The following is a 17587-nucleotide window of genomic DNA, read 5'->3' as shown; positions in this document are numbered from 1 at the left end:
CGGTTTACAGGGTTCCCCATTGCCTTTTTTTAAATCGTTCGCACGATCGTTGCTATATCTTAAACCAGAGCTACTTACGGATTTGGCCAATCTTGATCAAATTGGTGGACCCGGAACGCCCCAGCGGAACCCCAGCGGTAATGACGACAAGGTCGCCTTCTTTCACCACTCCGGAATCCAGGCCGCCCTTCATCGCCTTGTCGAACATTTCGTCCGTGGACGAAGCAACCGCGCCCTTCACCGGCGTAACGCCCCAGTTCAAAGCCAAGCGGCGCAGCGTTTGGTCTTCGGTCGTCACCGCGATGATCGGCGCTTTCGGACGATATTTGGACACCATCCGCGCCGTATAACCCGTTTCCGTGGAAGTGATGATCGCTTTGGCGTTCAGTTCCAGCGCGGAGTTGGCTACCGCCTGGCTGATCGCTTCCGTCACGGTTGTTTGCTGGGCATTGCTTTGCTTAATGAAAATTTCACGGTATTCGAGACCGGATTCGGCTTTTTCCGCAATACGGGCCATCGTCAGCACCGATTCCACCGGATATTTCCCGGCAGCCGTTTCGCCGGACAACATGATTGCGTCCGTACCGTCGAAAATCGCGTTCGCCACGTCGCTCGCTTCGGCGCGTGTCGGTCTTGGATTACGCTGCATCGAGTCCAGCATTTGCGTGGCGGTAATAACCGGTTTGCCGACGCGGTTGCATTTTTCGATCATCCGTTTTTGTACCAGCGGCACGTCTTCGGCAGGGATTTCCACGCCAAGGTCGCCGCGGGCTACCATCAAACCGTCGGACACTTCCAGGATTTCGTCCAGGTTGTCGACGCCTTGCTGGTTTTCGATTTTGGAGATAATTTGGATGTGCGCAGCGTTATGTTTCTCAAGCAATTGACGGATTTCAAGCACGTCGCTCGCTTTACGAACGAAGGAAGCGGCAATAAAATCGATGCCTTGCTCGATCCCAAACTTGATATCGTTAGCATCTTTCTCGGTGATGCCTGGCAGGGAAATGTTAACGCCGGGAACATTTACACCTTTCTTGCTCTTAATGGTGCCGCCGTTGACGATCCGGCACTTGATTTCCGTACCTTGGATGTCAACTACCGTCAGTCCGATCAAACCGTCATCGATCAAAATGGTCGAACCTGCTTCCACATCACCCGGAAGCTCTTTGTACGTAATCGAGAGGCGATTCTTGTCCCCGAGAATTTCTTCCGTAGTAAGGGTGATGAATTCGTCTTGCACGAGCTCGATCGGTTCTTCCTTTAATTTGCCGGTACGGATTTCTGGACCTTTGGTGTCCAACAGTATGGCGATTGATTTCCCCAGCTCCGCGCTCGCTTGGCGGATCGTTTTGATCCGGCCGCCATGCTCTTCAAAATCTCCATGGGAGAAGTTCAGGCGAGCGACGTTCATTCCGGCCATGATCAACTTCTTGATGTTCTCTAACGATTCACTGGAAGGACCGATAGTACATACGATTTTTGTTTTGCGCATTTGGGTTTCCTCCGTTTTAATAGTTCTCTCTATATAGTCTTTTCCAACAACTAAATTTACTACAATTTTGTCGATTTGTATAGGAAGTTTATCATATTGTCACGAACATTCTATTCTTTTACACTGCGAAAACAATCTATAATAGCCGAAAAATCCGAGGCCAAAGCCCCGATTTTTCGGCTATTTGATAGTTTATTCCTGCTTATGCACCAATTCCGAGGAGGCGGCCTTTGGGGCATCGGGCTTGTCGCTAGTTTCTTGCTCGGCATCGGCTTCCCCATCGCCGGCATCTTCGCCGTCCCGGCCGGAATATCCCGAAACATCCAGAGACGTTTGTTCCTGGCCCAAGTCCTCCACCGGCACGGCGGAACCCGCGGGAGATCCCGCGTATACACGCGCATCCGTATTCTCAGCCACCGTAAACTTGCCGATTTTCCGGAATTTCCGATACCGGTCCTCAAGCAGCTCGTCCGCGTGCATGATCGACAATTCCTCCAAATGGCGGACAATCGCTTCCTTAATGGCGCCTGCGGTAACTTCGTAATCGCGGTGCGCCCCGCCCCGCGGCTCCGGAATGACCTCTTCGATCACTTCCATTTCCAGCAGGTCCTGGGCCGTAATCTTCATCGCTTCCGCCGCCTGGTCTGCCTTGGATGCGTCCTTCCACAGAATCGAAGCCGCACCGTTCGGCGAGATCACGGAATATATGGCGTTCTCCAGCATCAGCACGCGGTTGCCGACGCCAAGCGCCAGCGCGCCACCGCTTCCGCCTTCGCCGAGGACCACACAAATAACGGGCACCCGAAGCATCGCCATTTCCCGCAGGTTGCGGGCGATCGCCTCGGATTGTCCCCGTTCCTCCGCCGTAATGCCCGGATAAGCCCCTTTCGTATCGATAAACGTAACGATCGGCCGCCGGAACTTGTCCGCCTGCTGCATCAGCCGAAGCGCTTTGCGGAAGCCCTCCGGATGCGCGCTCCCGAAGAAGCGGGCGATGTTGTCCTTCGTATCTTTGCCGCGCTGCTGTCCGAGCACCGTCACGGGGATGCCGTTCAGCTTGGCCAATCCGCCAACGACGGCAAGGTCGTCCCCAAATACCCGGTCCCCGTGAAGCTCAATGAAGTCCTCAAAGATCAGGCCGATCATATCCAGGGAAGTCGGACGCTGGTGATGCCGGGCCAGATGCATTTTTTGCGAGGGCGAAATTTGGCTGTATATCTCCTCTTCCAATTGCCGGTACCGTTCTTCCAAACGAGCAATCTCCTCGGCAAAATCGATGCCTTTTTCTTTACCAAACTGCTCCAATTCCTGAATTTTCTCGCGCAGCTTCACAAGCGGCGTCTCGAAAGGCAATTCGCCCGCCATTTATGCTCCTCCCTTCACACCGTGCAAATCCAGCAATTTGGACAGCGTGGCTTTCATTTCCTTGCGGTGAACCACCAGATCGAGCTGCCCGTGCTGCAGGTTGAATTCGGCCGTCTGAAAATCGTCCGGCAGCTTTTGCCGGATCGTCTGCTCGATTACGATTCTCCCGGCAAAACCAAACACCGCTCCCGGCTCGGCCAGAATGATATCTCCGAGCATGGCAAAGCTGGCCGATACGCCTCCGGTCGTCGGATCCGTAATGACCGATATGTAGAGACCGCCCTGCTCGCTCAAGCGGGCCAAAGCGGCGCTCGTTTTCGCCATCTGCATCAGACTGAGGATGCTCTCCTGCATGCGGGCTCCGCCTGACGTCGAGAAAATAATCATCGGCAGCCGTTTCTCCGCCGCTGCTTCAATGGCGCGCGTAATTTTTTCGCCGACCACGGAACCCATGCTGCCGGTGAAAAAATCAAAGCTCATGACCGCCACAACGGCCGGAAAACCGCCGATGGTGCCTTGTCCGGTCACAACGGCCTCGCGCAGCCCCGATTTTAGCGCCTGCTGCTCCAGCTTGCCGGCATACCCCGGAAATTCGAGCGGATCAACGGAGATCAGGTCTGCGTCAAATTCCGTAAAACTTCCTTCGTCCATCGTATAGCGGATGCGCTCCAGCGCGTTAAGCCGCATATGATAGCCGCAGGAAGAGCAAACTTTAAAATTCTTCTCCAATTCCTTGCTGTACTGAATACTGCCGCAACGGGCGCATTTATTCATCAGACCTTCGGGAATTTCCCGTTTAGGCCGGTCCATCGACTGCGATCCGTCTTCGCTCCCTCGACGTTCTGAAGGAATGGTCGCGTATTTTCTTTTTTTCTGAAACAAGTCTTTAAACACAACTACACCTCTTCAGCCGTTTATATTCATGGCCAGTAATACAGTCATGGATCTATCGCACCATAGCCTTGCGCATTTTTTAGGACAATCCCGCCTAAGGATGCAAAATCGTATTCAAAACCTCTTGCACTTCCTCCAGCTCCCCGGAAGGAACCAGGATTTCGAACTGCTGCTTGGATAAATTGACAGGACGTGTTTGGACGAGGAAGCCTTCTTCGGTGAGTTTCGTTTTGATCATATCCGCAACCTTGGCGGTTGGCGCAATATACATTACAGTCCACATGTCCTTTTCAAAGCCCCCTACTTTAATCTTTGAGCCCGTATAATAGAGTTATGATAACATAATTTTCAAATCCCCCGCAACAAAGGGAAGGGTCGCAAAATGGAAGCGGCAGGCGCGAAATCCGTCGGAATTCGGGCTGTCCTCCTAAGCTGCGAAACGCCCGTTCCCGCCGGAGAGGGAATCGCGGGCCCCCCTATGCCGCGAAGCATGTCATAAGCTGTCCGTCTTAAAAAATTGCAATTTCTATATGCTAAAATAGCAGCTTCCTTACATTTCAGTATCAATTCCTTTTCTGCAATAGCAGCTCCTTCAATTCGGGGCAAGGCACTGTTATTTTTGGGAATAAGTGGCGGCATTTTTGTGGTTATGGGCGATTCTGGCCGAAGCGGCCGCGGCCAAGCCGGCTACGAGATCATCCATAAACACATGAATGTTCGCGCCCTTGTTGTTCAACTTGCCGATGATTTCGGGCTTAACCTTGTCCAAATAACCAAAGCTTGTCAGCCCGATCATGCCGAAAACGCTCGTAATGCCTAACGCCATCGTTTCGTCAACGCCGTACAGCGGCTCATCCGCTTCCATGATCGATTGCAGCGGCTCGGGAAGAAGCCCTTGTTCCGCCAGCTCATCCAAGGCAATACCCGTAAACAAAGTGTACTGCACCTCTCTTTTTTGCAGCACCGCCTTTACGCTATCCAAGCACTGCTCCAGCGTCAAATCGTCGTGATAGGCAATTTGCAAAGAATGGACGATTTGCGCGATTTCCTCCAACCTAACACCTCTTCGCAGCAACTGGGCTTCAGCCATTTCATAGGACATCTGATTACCTCCTTACATTCCGGAATAAGCGCTCTGCTTGGGTCGTCCGTCCGCCGGCATGCAGGGCAACACCGTCCCGCTCTAGGAGACGCGCCGGGAGCAGCACGCTTTTCCGAAATACCACTCAGACCCGGGGGGCCTTGCTCATGGCGTATTGTGTTCCTAAGTGTATGCTTGAAGCGTAAAAAATGTTCGTTAAAAACGGAGCCAAGCCTGAAAATCCACTGGTATAGGGGGGCTTATAGGAGCTAGGGTAGCCAGTACAGCCGGGCGACAGACTTTCGTGATCTGACGCCTCATTCTGATTGGAAATATCCGTTAGAACTGGAAATGTGGGACGAGTGGGCTGCTTTGTATTTTTTGGGCCAGACTGGGGTTGCCTGCAAAATTAGAAGACCTTGCTGACCGCCCGCGTTACTGGTGTCCATTAAACCTTGTGCTGCTGCGTCCCACGCCTTTTTAAGTCTGAACCGCACTCTTTAACGTACACTGGGCGGGCTTACCAAAAATGCAGCCCTCCTTCAATGGGTGCTTGTCGCTTCCATTTTGCAAGGAGGGCTGCTTTTACATCCTTTTCAAGTTAGCTAGTTGAAAAGCTCAGGCGAAAACATAAGAGAAAAAAATGGCGCTATTTCGGCGATAGCCCCACTTTGAGTGAAATAGCGGAAATTTATGGCGTTATTTCTACGTATCGCAGGGGAATAGCCACTTTGTGCACCATCCGTTGGGAAATAAGGCCAAAAAATTCCGCTAATGGTGTTGAACATGCTCATTTCCGGAAAATAAGACCTTAAAGTTCCGCTATTTTTTGGGTGTTCCGCCAGTCTGACTCTTGCCATCTATTCCGTTCATGCTCGCTGAGCGTTTGCGATACTATTGCCAGGATCGGATGGGGAACAGCGATTTATAGTACTCACCTAGAGATAAACCATGTTATTTCCGGATCGGTCTACTAGTTTTTCGCGAAAAGCACACCTTTCCCGCGTGAAAGCTTTGCTAGGGAGGCAAGCGATAGTCCGGCCAATGGACATGAATGCGAAGCCGACCAATGGACAAGGACGAGCATAGTCCGATTACCTCACCTTTACGGTGTCCGGTCCGAGCATCTGTTCCATTTCACGGAAAAGCGCAGGGGACGGTTTGATGCTGTAACGTTCGGACAAGGCCAACAGCTTGCCGGTGCTCTCGTAGAACAGCACCGTCCCAACCGGTCCGGGGTGCTGCTCGAGCAGCGTCTTCAACTGCTCGAGCAGGCGCGCGTTCTCCGACGCGGCCGTGATTTTGATGAAGACGCGCTGCTGTCCGCGCGTCTCCCGCCCGTGGCGGCCGCCCTGCGCGGGCGGTGCGGCGCTGCCCGCGGCATCGCCCGCGCCGGGGCACCCAGCAGCGGCGCCTTGCGGCGCCCCTGCCGGCGCGGGCTCGCGCCGGGGCTGGCCCGCAGCCGCAGGCGCGTCCTGCGCCGCCGCTGCAAGCGCGGGCGGCTGCTCAGCGCCGCCGCTCCGGCCGGCGCTCGCGCCCCTGCCGCCGCTGCCCGCTGCGGCGCTTCGGCCGGCGCCGCGCCCGCGCGTAAGCCCGCGGCGCAGCTGCGCCAGCGCCGGCGCGCCAAGCGGGGCCACTTCGTCGGCCAGCAGCTTGAAGCCTTCGTCCTGCAGCTGGACAGTGGCGCGCAGCGCAAGCAAAGCCCCCTTGCTGACATGCGCCGAGCAGCGCCGCCACACCTCGGGGAACAGCACGACCTCACAGCGTTCGATCTGGTCCTCCAATTCCATGAAAGCCATCGCCTTGCCCTGCTTGGTCGTGATCGCTTTGACCGACACGACCATCCCGGCCACAACCGTCCGGCTTTCATCCGCCGCTTCCGCCAAATCCATCAGCCGGTCAACGCCCCCCTGCTCAAGCAACTCATCGTAATCGTCCAGCGGGTGGCCGGACAGGTACAAACCGAGCAGCTCCCGCTCCAATTCCAGCTGTTGCGCGGCCGTAAACGGCGGAACTTCGGGATACTCGATGTCCCAGTTTGGCGATTCCACAAAATCGAACAGCTGGATCTGCAAATCCTCCCGCTCCTTGCGCCATTTGAGCGCGGCTTCCACCGTCTCGTCCAGCATTGCCAACAGTTGAGCGCGGTGTCCCGGGAGGGAGTCGAACGCGCCGCCCTGGATCAACGATTCAATGACGCGTTTGTTGCACGTCCGCAAATCGACGCGGCGGCAAAAATCGAGCAGGCTGTCGAACGGCCGCTCCTTCCGCTCGCGCATAATGCTTTCGATCGCCTGGGTGCCAACGTTTTTGATCGCCGCGAGCCCGAAACGGATCACGCCCAAGGCAACATCAGAATCGCCCGTCGCCTCGCCGTCTTCCCCGCCGGACTCACCGGCCTTAGCCTGTTCCGTCAAGCCGGTTTCGGCCGCAAACGCGCCTTCCCCTGCTTCCGGGCCTCCCGCCGTTCCTCCAGCGGAGCCCTCGTCCGCAGCCCCGGCGCCAACCCGAGCCTGCGGCGTAAACAGCACGCCGCTTTCGTTCACGTCCGGCGGCAGCACGGTGATGCCCATCCGCCGGCATTCGACGATATACTCCGCCACCTTGCGGTGGCTGCCCATAACGGCGGTCAGCATCGAGGCCATGAACTGGACGGGGTAATGCGCCTTAAGATACGCCGTCTGGAACGCCAGCACGCCATAGGCGGCCGCATGCGCCCGCGCAAAGCCGTAATCGGCAAAGCGAACGATCATATCGTACACGGCGTTTGCCTCCTCGGCGGTATAACCCTGGGCCAAGCTGCCGCTGACGAAATGCTCACGCTGCTCGTCGAGCACTTCCCGCTTTTTCTTCGAGACGGCGCGCCGCAGCAAATCGGCTTCTCCCAAGGAAAATCCAGCCATTTTGGAGGCGATTTGCATGATTTGCTCCTGATAGACGATGATCCCATACGTGTCCTTCAGAATCGGCTCAAGATCCGGATGCGGAAACTCAACCGTGATCTGCCCGTGCTTGCTGGCGATGTATTTCGGAATGAACTCCATCGGACCGGGACGGTAAAGCGCGTTCACCGAAACGATATCTTCGAACAACGTCGGCTTCAATTCGCGCAAAACCCGGCGCATCCCCGCGGATTCCATCTGGAACACCCCGGTCGTCTCGCCCCGTCCGAGCATGTTATAAGTAGCCGGATCATTATCGGGAACATGCCGGAAATCGGGAACGCTTCCCGTCTGCTCTTCGATCCAGCGCAGGCACCGCTCGATGATGGACAATGTGCGCAGGCCCAAAAAGTCCATTTTGAGCAGGCCGATCGATTCGAGGTTTTCCATTGAAAATTGAGTTAAAGCGGTATCCTCGCTCCCGGATTGCAGCGGCACCGCGTCCGTCAGCGGATCGCGCGAGATGACGACCCCGGCGGCGTGCGTGGAGGCGTGCCGCGGCATGCCTTCCACCTTCATCGCCATGTCCAGCAAATTTTTAATTCGCGGCGCCGATTCGTACATCGCTTTTAAATCCGGGCTCTCTTTCAGGGCCCGCTCAATCGTGATGCCCAGATGCGCCGGAATCAGCTTCGCCGCCTTGTCGACTTCGCCAAACGGCACGTTCAGCGCCCGGCCTACATCGCGAACGGCGGCGCGGGCCGCCATCGTTCCGAACGTAATGATCTGGGCCACGTGCTCCGCACCGTACTTGTCGGCCACATAGGCAATCACCTCGTCGCGGCGCTCGTCGCTGAAATCGATATCGATATCCGGCATCGTCACCCGCTCCGGATTCAAAAACCGTTCAAACAGCAGGTTATATTTAATCGGGTCAACGTCGGTAATATGCAGCACGTAAGCGACCAGGCTGCCCGCCGACGATCCCCGGCCCGGGCCGGTGACGATCCCGCTTTGGTGAGCGAAGGCGATGAAATCCCAAACGATAAGAAAATAATCGGAAAATCCCATCTTGCCGATCACTTCCAGCTCATACCGCAGCCGCTGCTCAAGCCGTTCCCGATCCGCCTTATCCCGCCACACGTCCAGATGGCCGTAGCGCTCCTCCAGTCCTTTTTCGCACAGCTCAGCCAAATAACTCTCCGCGGTCATCCCTTCCGGAATCGGGCGGTAAGCCGGCAAAATATGGCGGCCGAATTCCAGCTCAAGCTCGCAGCGGTCAGCTATCTTCACCGTATTGGCCAGCGCCTCCGGCACATGCGGGAACAATGCGGCCATCTCATCTCCGGTTTTTAAGTAGAGCTGGTCCGTGTTCATCTTGAGCCGGTTTTCGTCGTCGACCGTTTTGCCGGTGCCGATGCAAATGAGCACATCCTGAACCTCGGCGTCCTCCCTGTTCAAGTAATGCACATCGTTGGTGGCCACCAGTTCGATCCCTGTCTCTTGCGCCAGCTGAACGAGCTGGGGGTTTACCTTTTTTTGCTCCGGAAGGCCGTGATCCTGCAGCTCCAGATAAAAATCTCCCCCAAACGCCGACTTATAGCGCAGCGCCGCTTTTTTCGCTTCTTCGTAAGACCCGCGCAGCAAATGATGCGGCACCTCTCCGCCCAGGCAGGCGCTTAAGCAGATCAGCCCTTCCCGATGCCGCTCCAGCGCCTCCCAATCGATCCGGGGCTTGTAGTGGAAGCCTTCCAGATGACCGATCGAGACCAGCTTCATCAAATTCCGGTACCCGGTCTCGTTTTTAGCCAGCAAAATCAGATGATGGATCGGCTGATCCTGACGGCTCCCCCGCTCCTTGCGCGAGCCTGCCGTAAAATAAACCTCGCAGCCGATAATCGGCTTGATCCCGTGAGCCTTGCACAATTTATAAAAAGGAACCGCGCCGTACATGACTCCATGATCCGTCAGCGCGAGCGCCTTCATACCGGAAGCCGCCGCCTTGGCGACGAGCTCTTCCAGCCTGGCCGCGCCGTCAAGCAAGCTGTATTCGCTATGTACGTGCAGATGAACGAAATTGTCCATGCGATCCCTTCCTTTCCTTTTGCTTATATCTATAAATATTTTATCATACATGGCCCAAGCGCGCCCATAGAATGGTAGAGGACAGGACAGACCTCGGAAAGGGGAGCTTTTATCGTGAGTTCGTTTTTGAGCAAAGCGGTTATGGACTTTTTTATCGCATTCGGAATCGTCGTGGGCGGGGCAATGGTTGGCGGAATCGGTGCCGTCGTTTCCCTGCAGCCGCCGACCCAAACGATGCTGGACATCGCCGACCGCATTAAAATTTGGGCGCTTGCCGCCGCGATCGGGGGCACGATCGATCCGATGCGGGTCATCGAAAGCAATTTTTTTGACGGAAACTTGTCCCCGGCCATCAAGCAGATTTTGTATTTGCTGTTTGCTTTCTTTGGCGCCCATATGGGTTCCGAGCTGGTGAGATGGATGTGCGGGGGAAGCCGGGGATGAGTGAAGCAAAGCGGCCGGAAATCAAGGGATTCCGTCGGTTTTTGCAGCTTGCCGCCGTGTTTGTTTTGGGGATGGTGGCGGGAAGCATCGTATATAACGTAATCTATCAGACAAGCTACAACATGCTGTGGATTCAGAACAAGGATCTGCAGATCCAACTGCATCAAGCCGAGGAAGACCTCCGGACGCTGAAAAAATACAATAACCGCTCGACCGTGATCAAAGAAATCAAGGTGCGCGTGGAGGAACGTGACCCCCCGCTCGATTCGCTTGCGGTCAAAGAGGTCACCAAACAGCTGCATGACGAACTTGAGGTGCTTCGCGGCAGGAACATTTTCGACATCGATTCCGACGCCAAAATGGCCAGGACGCTGCTGAACCGGAAAATCTATGTCGTGCGCGACAAGGAATACAGCATCCAGATCAAAACGATGCTCGTGAGCGAAGGCGTGCTGCAGGTGTGGGTGGACATGCGGCCGTATATCCGGCTCTAACTTTTCATGCTACAATAGGGTTGTTAAAAAACGGATTTTGATCGCGAAGCTGTTCTTGGGGGCGGATTCGGCGTCCAATCTTGAATTCAGCCGGGCCTAAGCGGACGCTTCCGAAGTATGTTTCCTGCGGAAACTTTTCAGTTGCTCACGTAAGCCGTGTGCTTAAAAATGAGGAAAAATAAGGGCTCAAGACGCAGTGCTTGACAAAATAAATGATGACGGAGATGAGGGGGGGTTGTCTCTCCAAACCACTTTGCACGATTATCCCTTTGGTTCAGAAAGCCAAGTCACATGATCAAACGGGATAATCGTGCAAAGCCTCCGGATAGCGAGTCTCGCTCCAGGCCACGGTCTGTTTCCGGCTTGACTGTCAAGCACTGATGATTAGGTTGAACCAAAATAAGAGCAAAAAATGTCGCTAATGGGGATGAACAGGCCTGGCTCCAGATAAATAAGTACATAAAGTGCCGCTATTTTGAAGACCGGCGGTCGGCCGCTCCAGTAACCGGCGGTTCGTCGTTCCAGTAACCGGCGGTTAAGCGCTGATTTCTAAGTTGAGCCGATGCTCACTCGCATTTTTCATAGCAATCAAGCCATTCATATAAAGGAGCTGTAGATCTAGCCATGATCCAAACGATTCAATACGTCCTGTACGCGGTGCTCATTATCGCTTGCCTCTGTTCCGTTTTCTTCAGCTTTAAGTCGCGCCGTTCGCTCGATCCTAAGGTTCGCGGGCTGTCCGCCGCCAAAACCAACATCAGCATGGGGGTCATGCTCATCATACTGGCTCTGATCCAAATGTTCATGTTCAGCGGCTCTTCGCTCCGCGTCGTCATCGGCGCGTTGTTTATGGTGCTTGGCGCGTTTAACATTTTTGCCGGCATCCGCAATCACGGTGTCTTTTCCCGCCGCCAAAAAGCAGAGTAGTTAAGCTCGTTTCCGGGAAATTTCCGTATATCCCCGCTATGCGTGGTCGATCGATTGCAGCGCCATGACCGCCTTGGAGATGAGGAGGTCCTGGTAGGTTAACATAATCTCCAGCTTGCAGGCCCGGCGGCTCATTTCCAAAACTACCGGAAGGATGACGACCGGGTTTTCGATCTGCACCGGCCGCACGAAATAGGTCGTAATGTTGTCGACGACGAAGTCCATGCCGCTTGCGTCCTTGGCGGCCCGCAGGCCGGCCTGGCTCATCAGCGAGGTGAGCACGCCGTGCGAAATCGTGCCGAGGTCGGTGGCCATCTGAGGCGTAATCATCCCGCGAAAAAACAGTTTTCCCTCCGCATCGCGCTCTTCGGCAAAACCGTTCCACATCAGGTGCTCGAACGTTTCCCCGAGCTGCGGCTGGTTGCGCACGTCGCGCATCGCCTGCAGCACCTCCCGGCGCGTAACGGAAGAAACCAGCTTCCGGTTGCGGTCCACCACCGGCAAGAAATCGATCCCTTCCCAGACCATGATTTGCGCGGCCGATGCCAGCGACGTCTGCAGCCCCACCGTAATCGGATGGCGGGTCATGCACTTTTCAATGGGCTGATCCCCGCTGAGCTCCTCCACATTTTTGCGGCTGACGATCCCGATGACCCGGTTCCATTCGTCGACGACCGGAAAATGCTGATTCCCCGTTTCCAGCGACAATTCGTCAAAATCGGAGATATTGCTCGCAGCTTTCAGCATGTTCACCCGCGGCTTCCGGGCGACGATATCCTCGACCAGCATGATTTTTTTCTTGATCAACCTGTCGAAAATGGCCCTGTTGATCATGGAAGCAACGGTAAACGTATCGTGGCGCGAGGAAATGATCGGCAGCGCCAGCTTGTCCGCCAGCGCTTTGACCTCGCGGCTGGTGCCGAAGCCCCCGGTCACCAGCACCCCCGCTCCTTGTTCCAAGGCGAGCGAGTGGGCGTTGTCGCGGTTCCCGATGATCAGCAGGCTCCCGGCGTCGATATACCGCGCCATGGCATCGATTTTCATCGCGCCGATGACGTATTTGTGCAGCGTTTTGTCCAGCCCTTCACCGCCGCCCAGCACATGTCCTTCCACGATATCGACCACATCGCCGAACGTCAGCTGGTCGGAGATGTTTCGCGGCTTCTTCTCGACCCGAACGGTGCCGATCCGCTCCTTGGTGATGACGATGCCGAGGTTTTCCGCCTCTTTAACCGCACGGTAAGCCGTTCCCTCGCTCACCCCCATAGCCTTGGCCAGCTTGCGCACCGAAATTTTCGTCCCGATCTTAAGGTGTTCGATATGTTGAAGCAGCTGTTCATGTTTTGTTACGCTCTCGTCCCGCCCCTCCAACTGTTATACCCCCTTGCCCGAATCTGTACTATTCTGTTTCTATTATACACGTTCAGGCATAAGTCATCCATACGGCCGCAAGCACGATCACGGAATAGACAATTTCCATGATTCCGGTTTGCTTCGCCGTCATCCCAGTGCGCGGACACCACGCGGCTCTGGCCAGCAACAGCAAAGCCGGCAGCAATAGCGGGAGGGGGAGCAGCCATGCGGTGAGCAGTATCAAAATCAGGTGATAGCCCACGGAATACCAATAATAACGGGGGTTGTTCCGCTCGCGGATAATCGTTTTTACATAAAAAGCCGTGCCGACGAAATAACCTGTGCTGATCAAAAACAGCTTCACAGCTAACCTGTAATCCGTGCCGCCGCCCAGTTCGAACGAAAGGAATACCATGATGCTGAACTGCACGATGGCGACGATGTCATTGACTAGCGCGCGCTCGCGTTTTTGCCTGGCGTAGTAGACGTTGACGGCAAACAGGGGCAGGAACCACAGCGCCATGATGATGACGTCGGGGCGAAGCAGGACGAGCGCCGTTCCGGCAGGGACGAGAAGCGCTCCATACAGGAGAGCCGGTTTGCGGTAGCGGTCGCCTTTGCCTGTGCGGACCCACTGCAGCAAAGGAAACATCAGCAAGTAAATCAGCAGCCAGCAAACAAACAGCAGGGCATGAATCCACCCGGGGGTCGAGGCGGCCATGCCGAACAGAAACGGAATGATCAACATCGCCCAAGCTCCATGCTGATTGGGGATATAATGCTTCAAGCGCATGACGGCATTCTCTCCTTATTTTCCAAGTGGATGGGGTAAATTCCCGATCATTATATCCGCCGGAAGAAAACTCCCCAGTGACGCGAGTCACTGCATTCATGACAGCTTCCCAACAGATAAAAAGCCGATTTTATGCGGCTCCTCAATCTTGTGACTGATATCACAATCGTTTCCGAAACCGTTGATATAATGAGGGCGAATCGTTAAATTTTTAAATTATGGGAGGACTACACATGAGTCAATTTAAAGCAACCGTTAACGCCACCGAATATCCGCCGCAACTCAAGCATAAAACGATTTTTGCCGCATACAACGACTTGGCGCCGGGGGAAGCGATGCTGCTGATCAATGACCACGATCCGGTACCGCTGCGTTTCCAATTTGAAGCGATGCATCCGGGAGAATTCACCTGGGAGTATCTTGAGCAGGGGCCGGAAAAGTTCCAGGTGAAGATCGGCAAAAACTAAGCGGGGGAATGCCCTATGGCTACGATTACGGTTATCGATGAAAAGACGATAAAAATCGCCGTCGAGCTGGAGGACGCTTTGCGCATGATTGAGGAAGCGGAGAGCGATCCGGAGCTTTACGCCAACGAGATTTTAACGATCGCCGAAAAAATGCCCGAATTTCAATATACGTATTTCTGTTTCTACGCCTATGACACCGCCGCCTTGTTTGAAAAAATGCTGGGAATCGATCCGAAGCAATATCTTTCTTTTTCGCTGGATGCCCCGGATGCATTTTTCTATACGTTGTATGGCGGCATGAAAGGGCTTAGCGGCATGGCAAGGCTGTGCCGATCGCTGGCCGCGGAACGTACCGACGTGGAGGTGAACATTTAATGGAAAACCGGGTCGTTGAACTCGACGTACGCCCGCAGCTGCGCCAAGGTGAGGAGCCGTTTGGGATCATCATGGACGCCTTTGAACGGTTGGAGGCGGACGAAATTTTCGTGCTGCACGCTACGATCAAACCCGTTCCGCTGCTTAAGCTGCTGGAGACGAAAGGCTACACAAACGAATGCGAGCAGTTGGCTGCGGATCACTGGAAGGTGACTTTTAAGCCAAGCAATTAAAGTTAGCGGTTTGCCATATGAACGCGTTAAAAAAGCGCGGGCGCAGGAGTTCCATACCTCCTGCTGCTCGCGCTTTTTGGTTTTGCTTGCCCACGAAATTGCCGCCGCGCCCTCCGGCCTTAAGTCTTGGCTCCATATCCCTGCGGGATATACACGCAGTACGGGTCGCTCTCCAGATAATCGCCGGTCACGGCGTACGCTCTGGCCCGGGAACCGCCGCAAAGCTGCTTGAACTCGCAGGCGCCGCATTTGCCCTTCAGCAGCGACTTGTCGCGGAGCTGCCGCATGACCGGCGAATTCCGGTAAATGTCGGGAAGCCGCGAATCCCTCATATTGCCGCAGCTTACCGGCAAAAATCCGCTCGGATACACCTCGCCGGTATGGCTGATAAACACGAACCCGTCCCCGTCGTTAACGCCCTTGGGCGAACGGCCGAGCACATCCTTCCGCTTCACCGCCCCGGCCTCTTCGCCGGCAGCTGCGCCGCGTTTTTGCTGCTGCAGAAACACGCGGCGGTAGTGCGGCGCCTCCGTCGCTTTGATGCCGTAAGGCATCGCCCGCTGCATCTTGGCCAGCCATTCCATCACCCGTTCATGCTCCTCGGGCGTAATCATGTCCTTCACCATGCCCCGCCCTGTCGGCACGAGGAAAAACACGCTCCAAAGCACGGCCCCCATCTCCTTCACCGCTTCGGCGATCCGCGGCAGGTCGTCCAGATTGTAACGTGAGACCGTCGTATTGATCTGGATCGGAATATTGAGCTGTTGCAAAAAACCGATCCCCTTCATCGTCATTTGATAGGAACCCGGTGTTCCGCGAAAATGGTCGTGGATTTCGGCCGTCGAACCATCGAGGCTAAACGCCCAGCGGGACAAGCCAACCTCCTTCGCCTTGCTCACAGCGGAAAACGTGACCCGCGGCGTGGCGCTTGGCGTCATCGAGACGGGCAGCCCTTTGTCCTGAATCGCGTACCGGGCCAGCTCGAACAAATCGGGGCGCATCAGCGGATCGCCGCCGGTAAACACAAACAGCGGTTTATCCATTTCCGCGATGTCGTCGATCAGCTTCTTCCCCTCCTCAAGGCTAAGCTGCCTCGGGTCGGGATGATACTGGGCTTCCGCCCGGCAGTGCAGGCATTTTAACGCGCAAGCCCGCGTCACTTCCCAGATGACGATAAACGGATTTACGTTGTAGTCCCTGTCCTGAATCATTTGCATCACCGTCCATCCCCCAAATAAGCTGCCATGTTTTCAGCGGCTTCCTTGCCTTGCCGGATGCAGTCGGGGATGCCTACGCCGGCATATCCCGCGCCGCACAGCTGCAGCCCCGGCTTCGCGCGGGCCAATGTTTCGCGCAGCGCCGCAAGCCGCTCAACATGGCCGACCGGATACTGGGGCATCGATTCCGGCAAAGAAGCGAACTCGCAAAACAGCGGGCTGGCGGTGATGCCCAGCAAATCGTGCAGCTCGGCGGCCACCCGGCGCTCGATGTCGGCCCTGGTCATCGCGGTCCATGCCTCGTCGCCCAAGCGGCCGATATAGGTTCGCAGCAGCGCTTTATCGCCGGGAGCCGAGTGCAGCCATTTCGAAGAAACCCAAGTAATCGCCGTAATCATCCGGCCTTCCCCGCGCGGGATAAGCACGCCGGAGCCGTTCAAATCGTGCGGAACGTCTTCCCGCCGGTAGGCGAAGGCCAAATTGGCCACAGACACATAGCGGATTCGCTCCAGATAAGCCGCTTCGGGAACGTCTTCCAGCAGCCGGGCCGCGGCAAAAGCCGGCGCCGCCAAAATGACCCCGTCGGCGATCAAACGCTCGCCCCCGCTTAAGCTAAGCTCATAACCTGCTCCTGCTCCTGCTTCTTGCTTCGACAGCCCGGTTACCGACTGCCCCGTAATTACGTCTTCTTCCTTCAGCGATTCCGCCAGCGCGTCCGTCAGCACTTCCAAACCGCCGGTTAACGTCAGAAACATGCTGGTTTGCGCGGCCTTCGGCAGCGGATCCTGGCTTCGCCCCTGCGGCGGCTGCTTTTTGCTGGCCAGCAGCCCGAGGATCAGACTGCGGTGCTTGCGCTCCATCTCCATAAACTGCGGAAACGTCGCTTTCAAACTAAGCTGCCCGGTATCCCCGGCATAAATGCCGGCCAAGAGCGGCTCCGTCATCTGCTCCAGCACCTCTCTGCCGAGCCGGCGGCGGATGAATCCGCCCAGCGATTCGTCGCCGCCGCCGCGCCGCGCGGGGAGCAGCAGGTCCATGGCGGCTCGCAGCTTGCCGGCCGGAGAAAGCAGCCCCGTCTTGACCATCGGCCACATTTGCGTCGGTATGCCGAGCATCAGCCCCGGCGGCATCGGGTGAAATTTGCTCCGATGCAAGATATAACTCCGCTTCGCCTGCGGGTTCGTCCCCGCCAGCAAATGTTCCAGCCCGAGTTCCCGGATCAATTCCAGCGCGGCGGGCTTGCGCGCGATCATGGAATCCGGGCCTTGTTCTATCGTAAAGCCGTCACGGCGCAGGGAACGGATTTTACCGCCCAGCCGATCGGACTGCTCGATGAGGGTAACCCCGGCGTCCACTCCCCGTTCGCGCAGCGATTTGCGCACGTAATAAGCCGCGCTTAACCCGGTGATTCCCCCGCCGATGACGGCGATTTTTTTGCTCACGTCTAACTTTCGACCTCCTTAATACCGCAAGCCGAACGCCTTA

The 17587-nt window shown here is 55.9% G+C and carries 17 protein-coding genes; 6 read left to right on the top strand and 11 right to left on the bottom strand.

Annotated elements, in window-relative coordinates:
* Positions 1-70: 70 nt before the first annotated feature.
* The 7 genes from pyk to EHV15_RS18540 all read right to left on the bottom strand — a co-directional run bounded on the left by pyk (position 71) and on the right by EHV15_RS18540 (position 9799).
* Positions 71-1492 carry a pyruvate kinase gene (gene pyk / locus EHV15_RS18570; protein ID WP_128632506.1) on the bottom strand — a complete coding sequence of 474 codons (1422 nt, stop codon included), beginning with the start codon at positions 1490-1492 and terminating at the stop codon, positions 71-73.
* A 192-nt stretch (positions 1493-1684) separates the two neighbouring features.
* Positions 1685-2857 (bottom strand): acetyl-CoA carboxylase carboxyltransferase subunit alpha, encoded by a 1173-nt coding sequence (locus EHV15_RS18565; RefSeq protein ID WP_246061673.1) that lies wholly within the window; start codon positions 2855-2857, stop codon positions 1685-1687.
* Positions 2858-3751, bottom strand: coding sequence for an acetyl-CoA carboxylase, carboxyltransferase subunit beta (gene accD, locus EHV15_RS18560; protein WP_128632505.1), 894 nt, complete (start codon positions 3749-3751; stop codon positions 2858-2860).
* Positions 3752-3845: 94 nt separating this feature from the next.
* Entirely contained in the window at positions 3846-4034 is a 189-nt protein-coding gene (locus tag EHV15_RS18555) for a glutamate decarboxylase (RefSeq protein ID WP_128632504.1), read from the bottom strand.
* Positions 4035-4364: 330 nt separating this feature from the next.
* A complete protein-coding gene (locus tag EHV15_RS18550) occupies positions 4365-4853 on the bottom strand; it encodes a phosphatidylglycerophosphatase A family protein (protein WP_128632503.1) in 489 nt (162 codons plus the stop codon).
* 584 nt (positions 4854-5437) lie between these two features.
* The gene (locus EHV15_RS18545) at positions 5438-5692 is read right to left on the bottom strand and encodes a hypothetical protein (RefSeq protein ID WP_128632502.1); all 255 of its coding nucleotides are present in this window, start codon (positions 5690-5692) and stop codon (positions 5438-5440) included.
* Positions 5693-5926: 234 nt separating this feature from the next.
* The gene (locus EHV15_RS18540) at positions 5927-9799 is read right to left on the bottom strand and encodes a DNA polymerase III subunit alpha (protein ID WP_128632501.1); all 3873 of its coding nucleotides are present in this window, start codon (positions 9797-9799) and stop codon (positions 5927-5929) included.
* Positions 9800-9913: 114 nt separating this feature from the next.
* Here EHV15_RS18540 and EHV15_RS18535 point away from each other — a divergent pair, with 114 nt between their 5' ends.
* The 3 genes from EHV15_RS18535 to EHV15_RS18525 all read left to right on the top strand — a co-directional run bounded on the left by EHV15_RS18535 (position 9914) and on the right by EHV15_RS18525 (position 11664).
* Complete coding sequence (locus tag EHV15_RS18535; RefSeq protein WP_036624406.1) at positions 9914-10243, top strand: YtrH family sporulation protein; 330 nt, start codon at positions 9914-9916, stop codon at positions 10241-10243.
* A complete protein-coding gene (locus tag EHV15_RS18530; RefSeq protein WP_128632500.1) occupies positions 10240-10737 on the top strand; it encodes a sporulation membrane protein YtrI in 498 nt (165 codons plus the stop codon). Before EHV15_RS18535 ends, EHV15_RS18530 begins: the two co-directional genes overlap by 4 nt.
* 624 nt (positions 10738-11361) lie before the next feature.
* Positions 11362-11664: a YtpI family protein gene (locus EHV15_RS18525; protein ID WP_128632499.1), complete on the top strand. Its 303-nt coding sequence runs from the start codon at positions 11362-11364 to the stop codon at positions 11662-11664.
* A gap of 36 nt (positions 11665-11700) precedes the next feature.
* Here EHV15_RS18525 and EHV15_RS18520 read toward each other — a convergent pair whose 3' ends face one another.
* Together EHV15_RS18520 and EHV15_RS18515 are read right to left on the bottom strand one after the other, a co-directional pair.
* Positions 11701-13035 carry a DRTGG domain-containing protein gene (locus EHV15_RS18520; protein WP_128632498.1) on the bottom strand — a complete coding sequence of 445 codons (1335 nt, stop codon included), beginning with the start codon at positions 13033-13035 and terminating at the stop codon, positions 11701-11703.
* 52 nt (positions 13036-13087) lie between these two features.
* Positions 13088-13810 (bottom strand): YwiC-like family protein, encoded by a 723-nt coding sequence (locus EHV15_RS18515; protein WP_128632497.1) that lies wholly within the window; start codon positions 13808-13810, stop codon positions 13088-13090.
* A gap of 233 nt (positions 13811-14043) precedes the next feature.
* Between EHV15_RS18515 and EHV15_RS18510 the strand changes: the two genes are divergently transcribed.
* From EHV15_RS18510 to EHV15_RS18500, 3 genes are read left to right on the top strand one after another with little or no spacing between them, the layout of a single operon-like run.
* A complete protein-coding gene (locus EHV15_RS18510; RefSeq protein WP_128632496.1) occupies positions 14044-14277 on the top strand; it encodes a DUF2249 domain-containing protein in 234 nt (77 codons plus the stop codon).
* 15 nt (positions 14278-14292) lie between these two features.
* Positions 14293-14652, top strand: coding sequence for a hypothetical protein (locus EHV15_RS18505; protein WP_128632495.1), 360 nt, complete (start codon positions 14293-14295; stop codon positions 14650-14652).
* Positions 14652-14885, top strand: a complete 234-nt coding sequence (locus EHV15_RS18500) for a DUF2249 domain-containing protein (protein WP_128632494.1) — start codon at positions 14652-14654, stop codon at positions 14883-14885. The genes EHV15_RS18505 and EHV15_RS18500 overlap by 1 nt, the downstream gene beginning before the upstream one ends.
* A 119-nt stretch (positions 14886-15004) precedes the next feature.
* Here the strand turns inward: EHV15_RS18500 and EHV15_RS18495 are convergent, their stop codons facing one another.
* Together EHV15_RS18495 and hemG are read right to left on the bottom strand one after the other, a co-directional pair.
* A complete protein-coding gene (locus EHV15_RS18495; RefSeq protein WP_128635421.1) occupies positions 15005-16102 on the bottom strand; it encodes a TIGR04053 family radical SAM/SPASM domain-containing protein in 1098 nt (365 codons plus the stop codon).
* The gene (gene hemG, locus EHV15_RS18490; RefSeq protein WP_128632493.1) at positions 16102-17544 is read right to left on the bottom strand and encodes a protoporphyrinogen oxidase; all 1443 of its coding nucleotides are present in this window, start codon (positions 17542-17544) and stop codon (positions 16102-16104) included. The genes EHV15_RS18495 and hemG overlap by 1 nt, the downstream gene beginning before the upstream one ends.
* Positions 17545-17587: the final 43 nt, after the last annotated feature.

This window comes from Paenibacillus oralis, from assembly GCF_003863965.1.
Taxonomy (GTDB): domain Bacteria; phylum Bacillota; class Bacilli; order Paenibacillales; family Paenibacillaceae; genus Fontibacillus; species Fontibacillus oralis.
This window is presented reverse-complemented; position numbering and strand designations above follow the sequence as displayed.

What these genes read in the sequence shown, in the direction of transcription:
- EHV15_RS18500 (WP_128632494.1), top strand. Translation starts at nt 14,652, where the DNA reads ATGGAAAACCGGGTCGTTGAACTCGACGTACGCCCGCAGCTGCGCCAA.
- EHV15_RS18555 (WP_128632504.1), bottom strand. Translation starts at nt 4,034, where the DNA reads ATGTGGACTGTAATGTATATTGCGCCAACCGCCAAGGTTGCGGATATG.
- EHV15_RS18495 (WP_128635421.1), bottom strand. Translation starts at nt 16,102, where the DNA reads ATGCAAATGATTCAGGACAGGGACTACAACGTAAATCCGTTTATCGTC.
- EHV15_RS18525 (WP_128632499.1), top strand. Translation starts at nt 11,362, where the DNA reads ATGATCCAAACGATTCAATACGTCCTGTACGCGGTGCTCATTATCGCT.
- EHV15_RS18505 (WP_128632495.1), top strand. Translation starts at nt 14,293, where the DNA reads ATGGCTACGATTACGGTTATCGATGAAAAGACGATAAAAATCGCCGTC.
- EHV15_RS18540 (WP_128632501.1), bottom strand. Translation starts at nt 9,799, where the DNA reads ATGGACAATTTCGTTCATCTGCACGTACATAGCGAATACAGCTTGCTT.
- EHV15_RS18510 (WP_128632496.1), top strand. Translation starts at nt 14,044, where the DNA reads ATGAGTCAATTTAAAGCAACCGTTAACGCCACCGAATATCCGCCGCAA.
- EHV15_RS18565 (WP_246061673.1), bottom strand. Translation starts at nt 2,857, where the DNA reads ATGGCGGGCGAATTGCCTTTCGAGACGCCGCTTGTGAAGCTGCGCGAG.
- pyk (WP_128632506.1), bottom strand. Translation starts at nt 1,492, where the DNA reads ATGCGCAAAACAAAAATCGTATGTACTATCGGTCCTTCCAGTGAATCG.
- EHV15_RS18550 (WP_128632503.1), bottom strand. Translation starts at nt 4,853, where the DNA reads ATGTCCTATGAAATGGCTGAAGCCCAGTTGCTGCGAAGAGGTGTTAGG.
- EHV15_RS18545 (WP_128632502.1), bottom strand. Translation starts at nt 5,692, where the DNA reads ATGGCAAGAGTCAGACTGGCGGAACACCCAAAAAATAGCGGAACTTTA.
- EHV15_RS18530 (WP_128632500.1), top strand. Translation starts at nt 10,240, where the DNA reads ATGAGTGAAGCAAAGCGGCCGGAAATCAAGGGATTCCGTCGGTTTTTG.
- EHV15_RS18515 (WP_128632497.1), bottom strand. Translation starts at nt 13,810, where the DNA reads ATGCGCTTGAAGCATTATATCCCCAATCAGCATGGAGCTTGGGCGATG.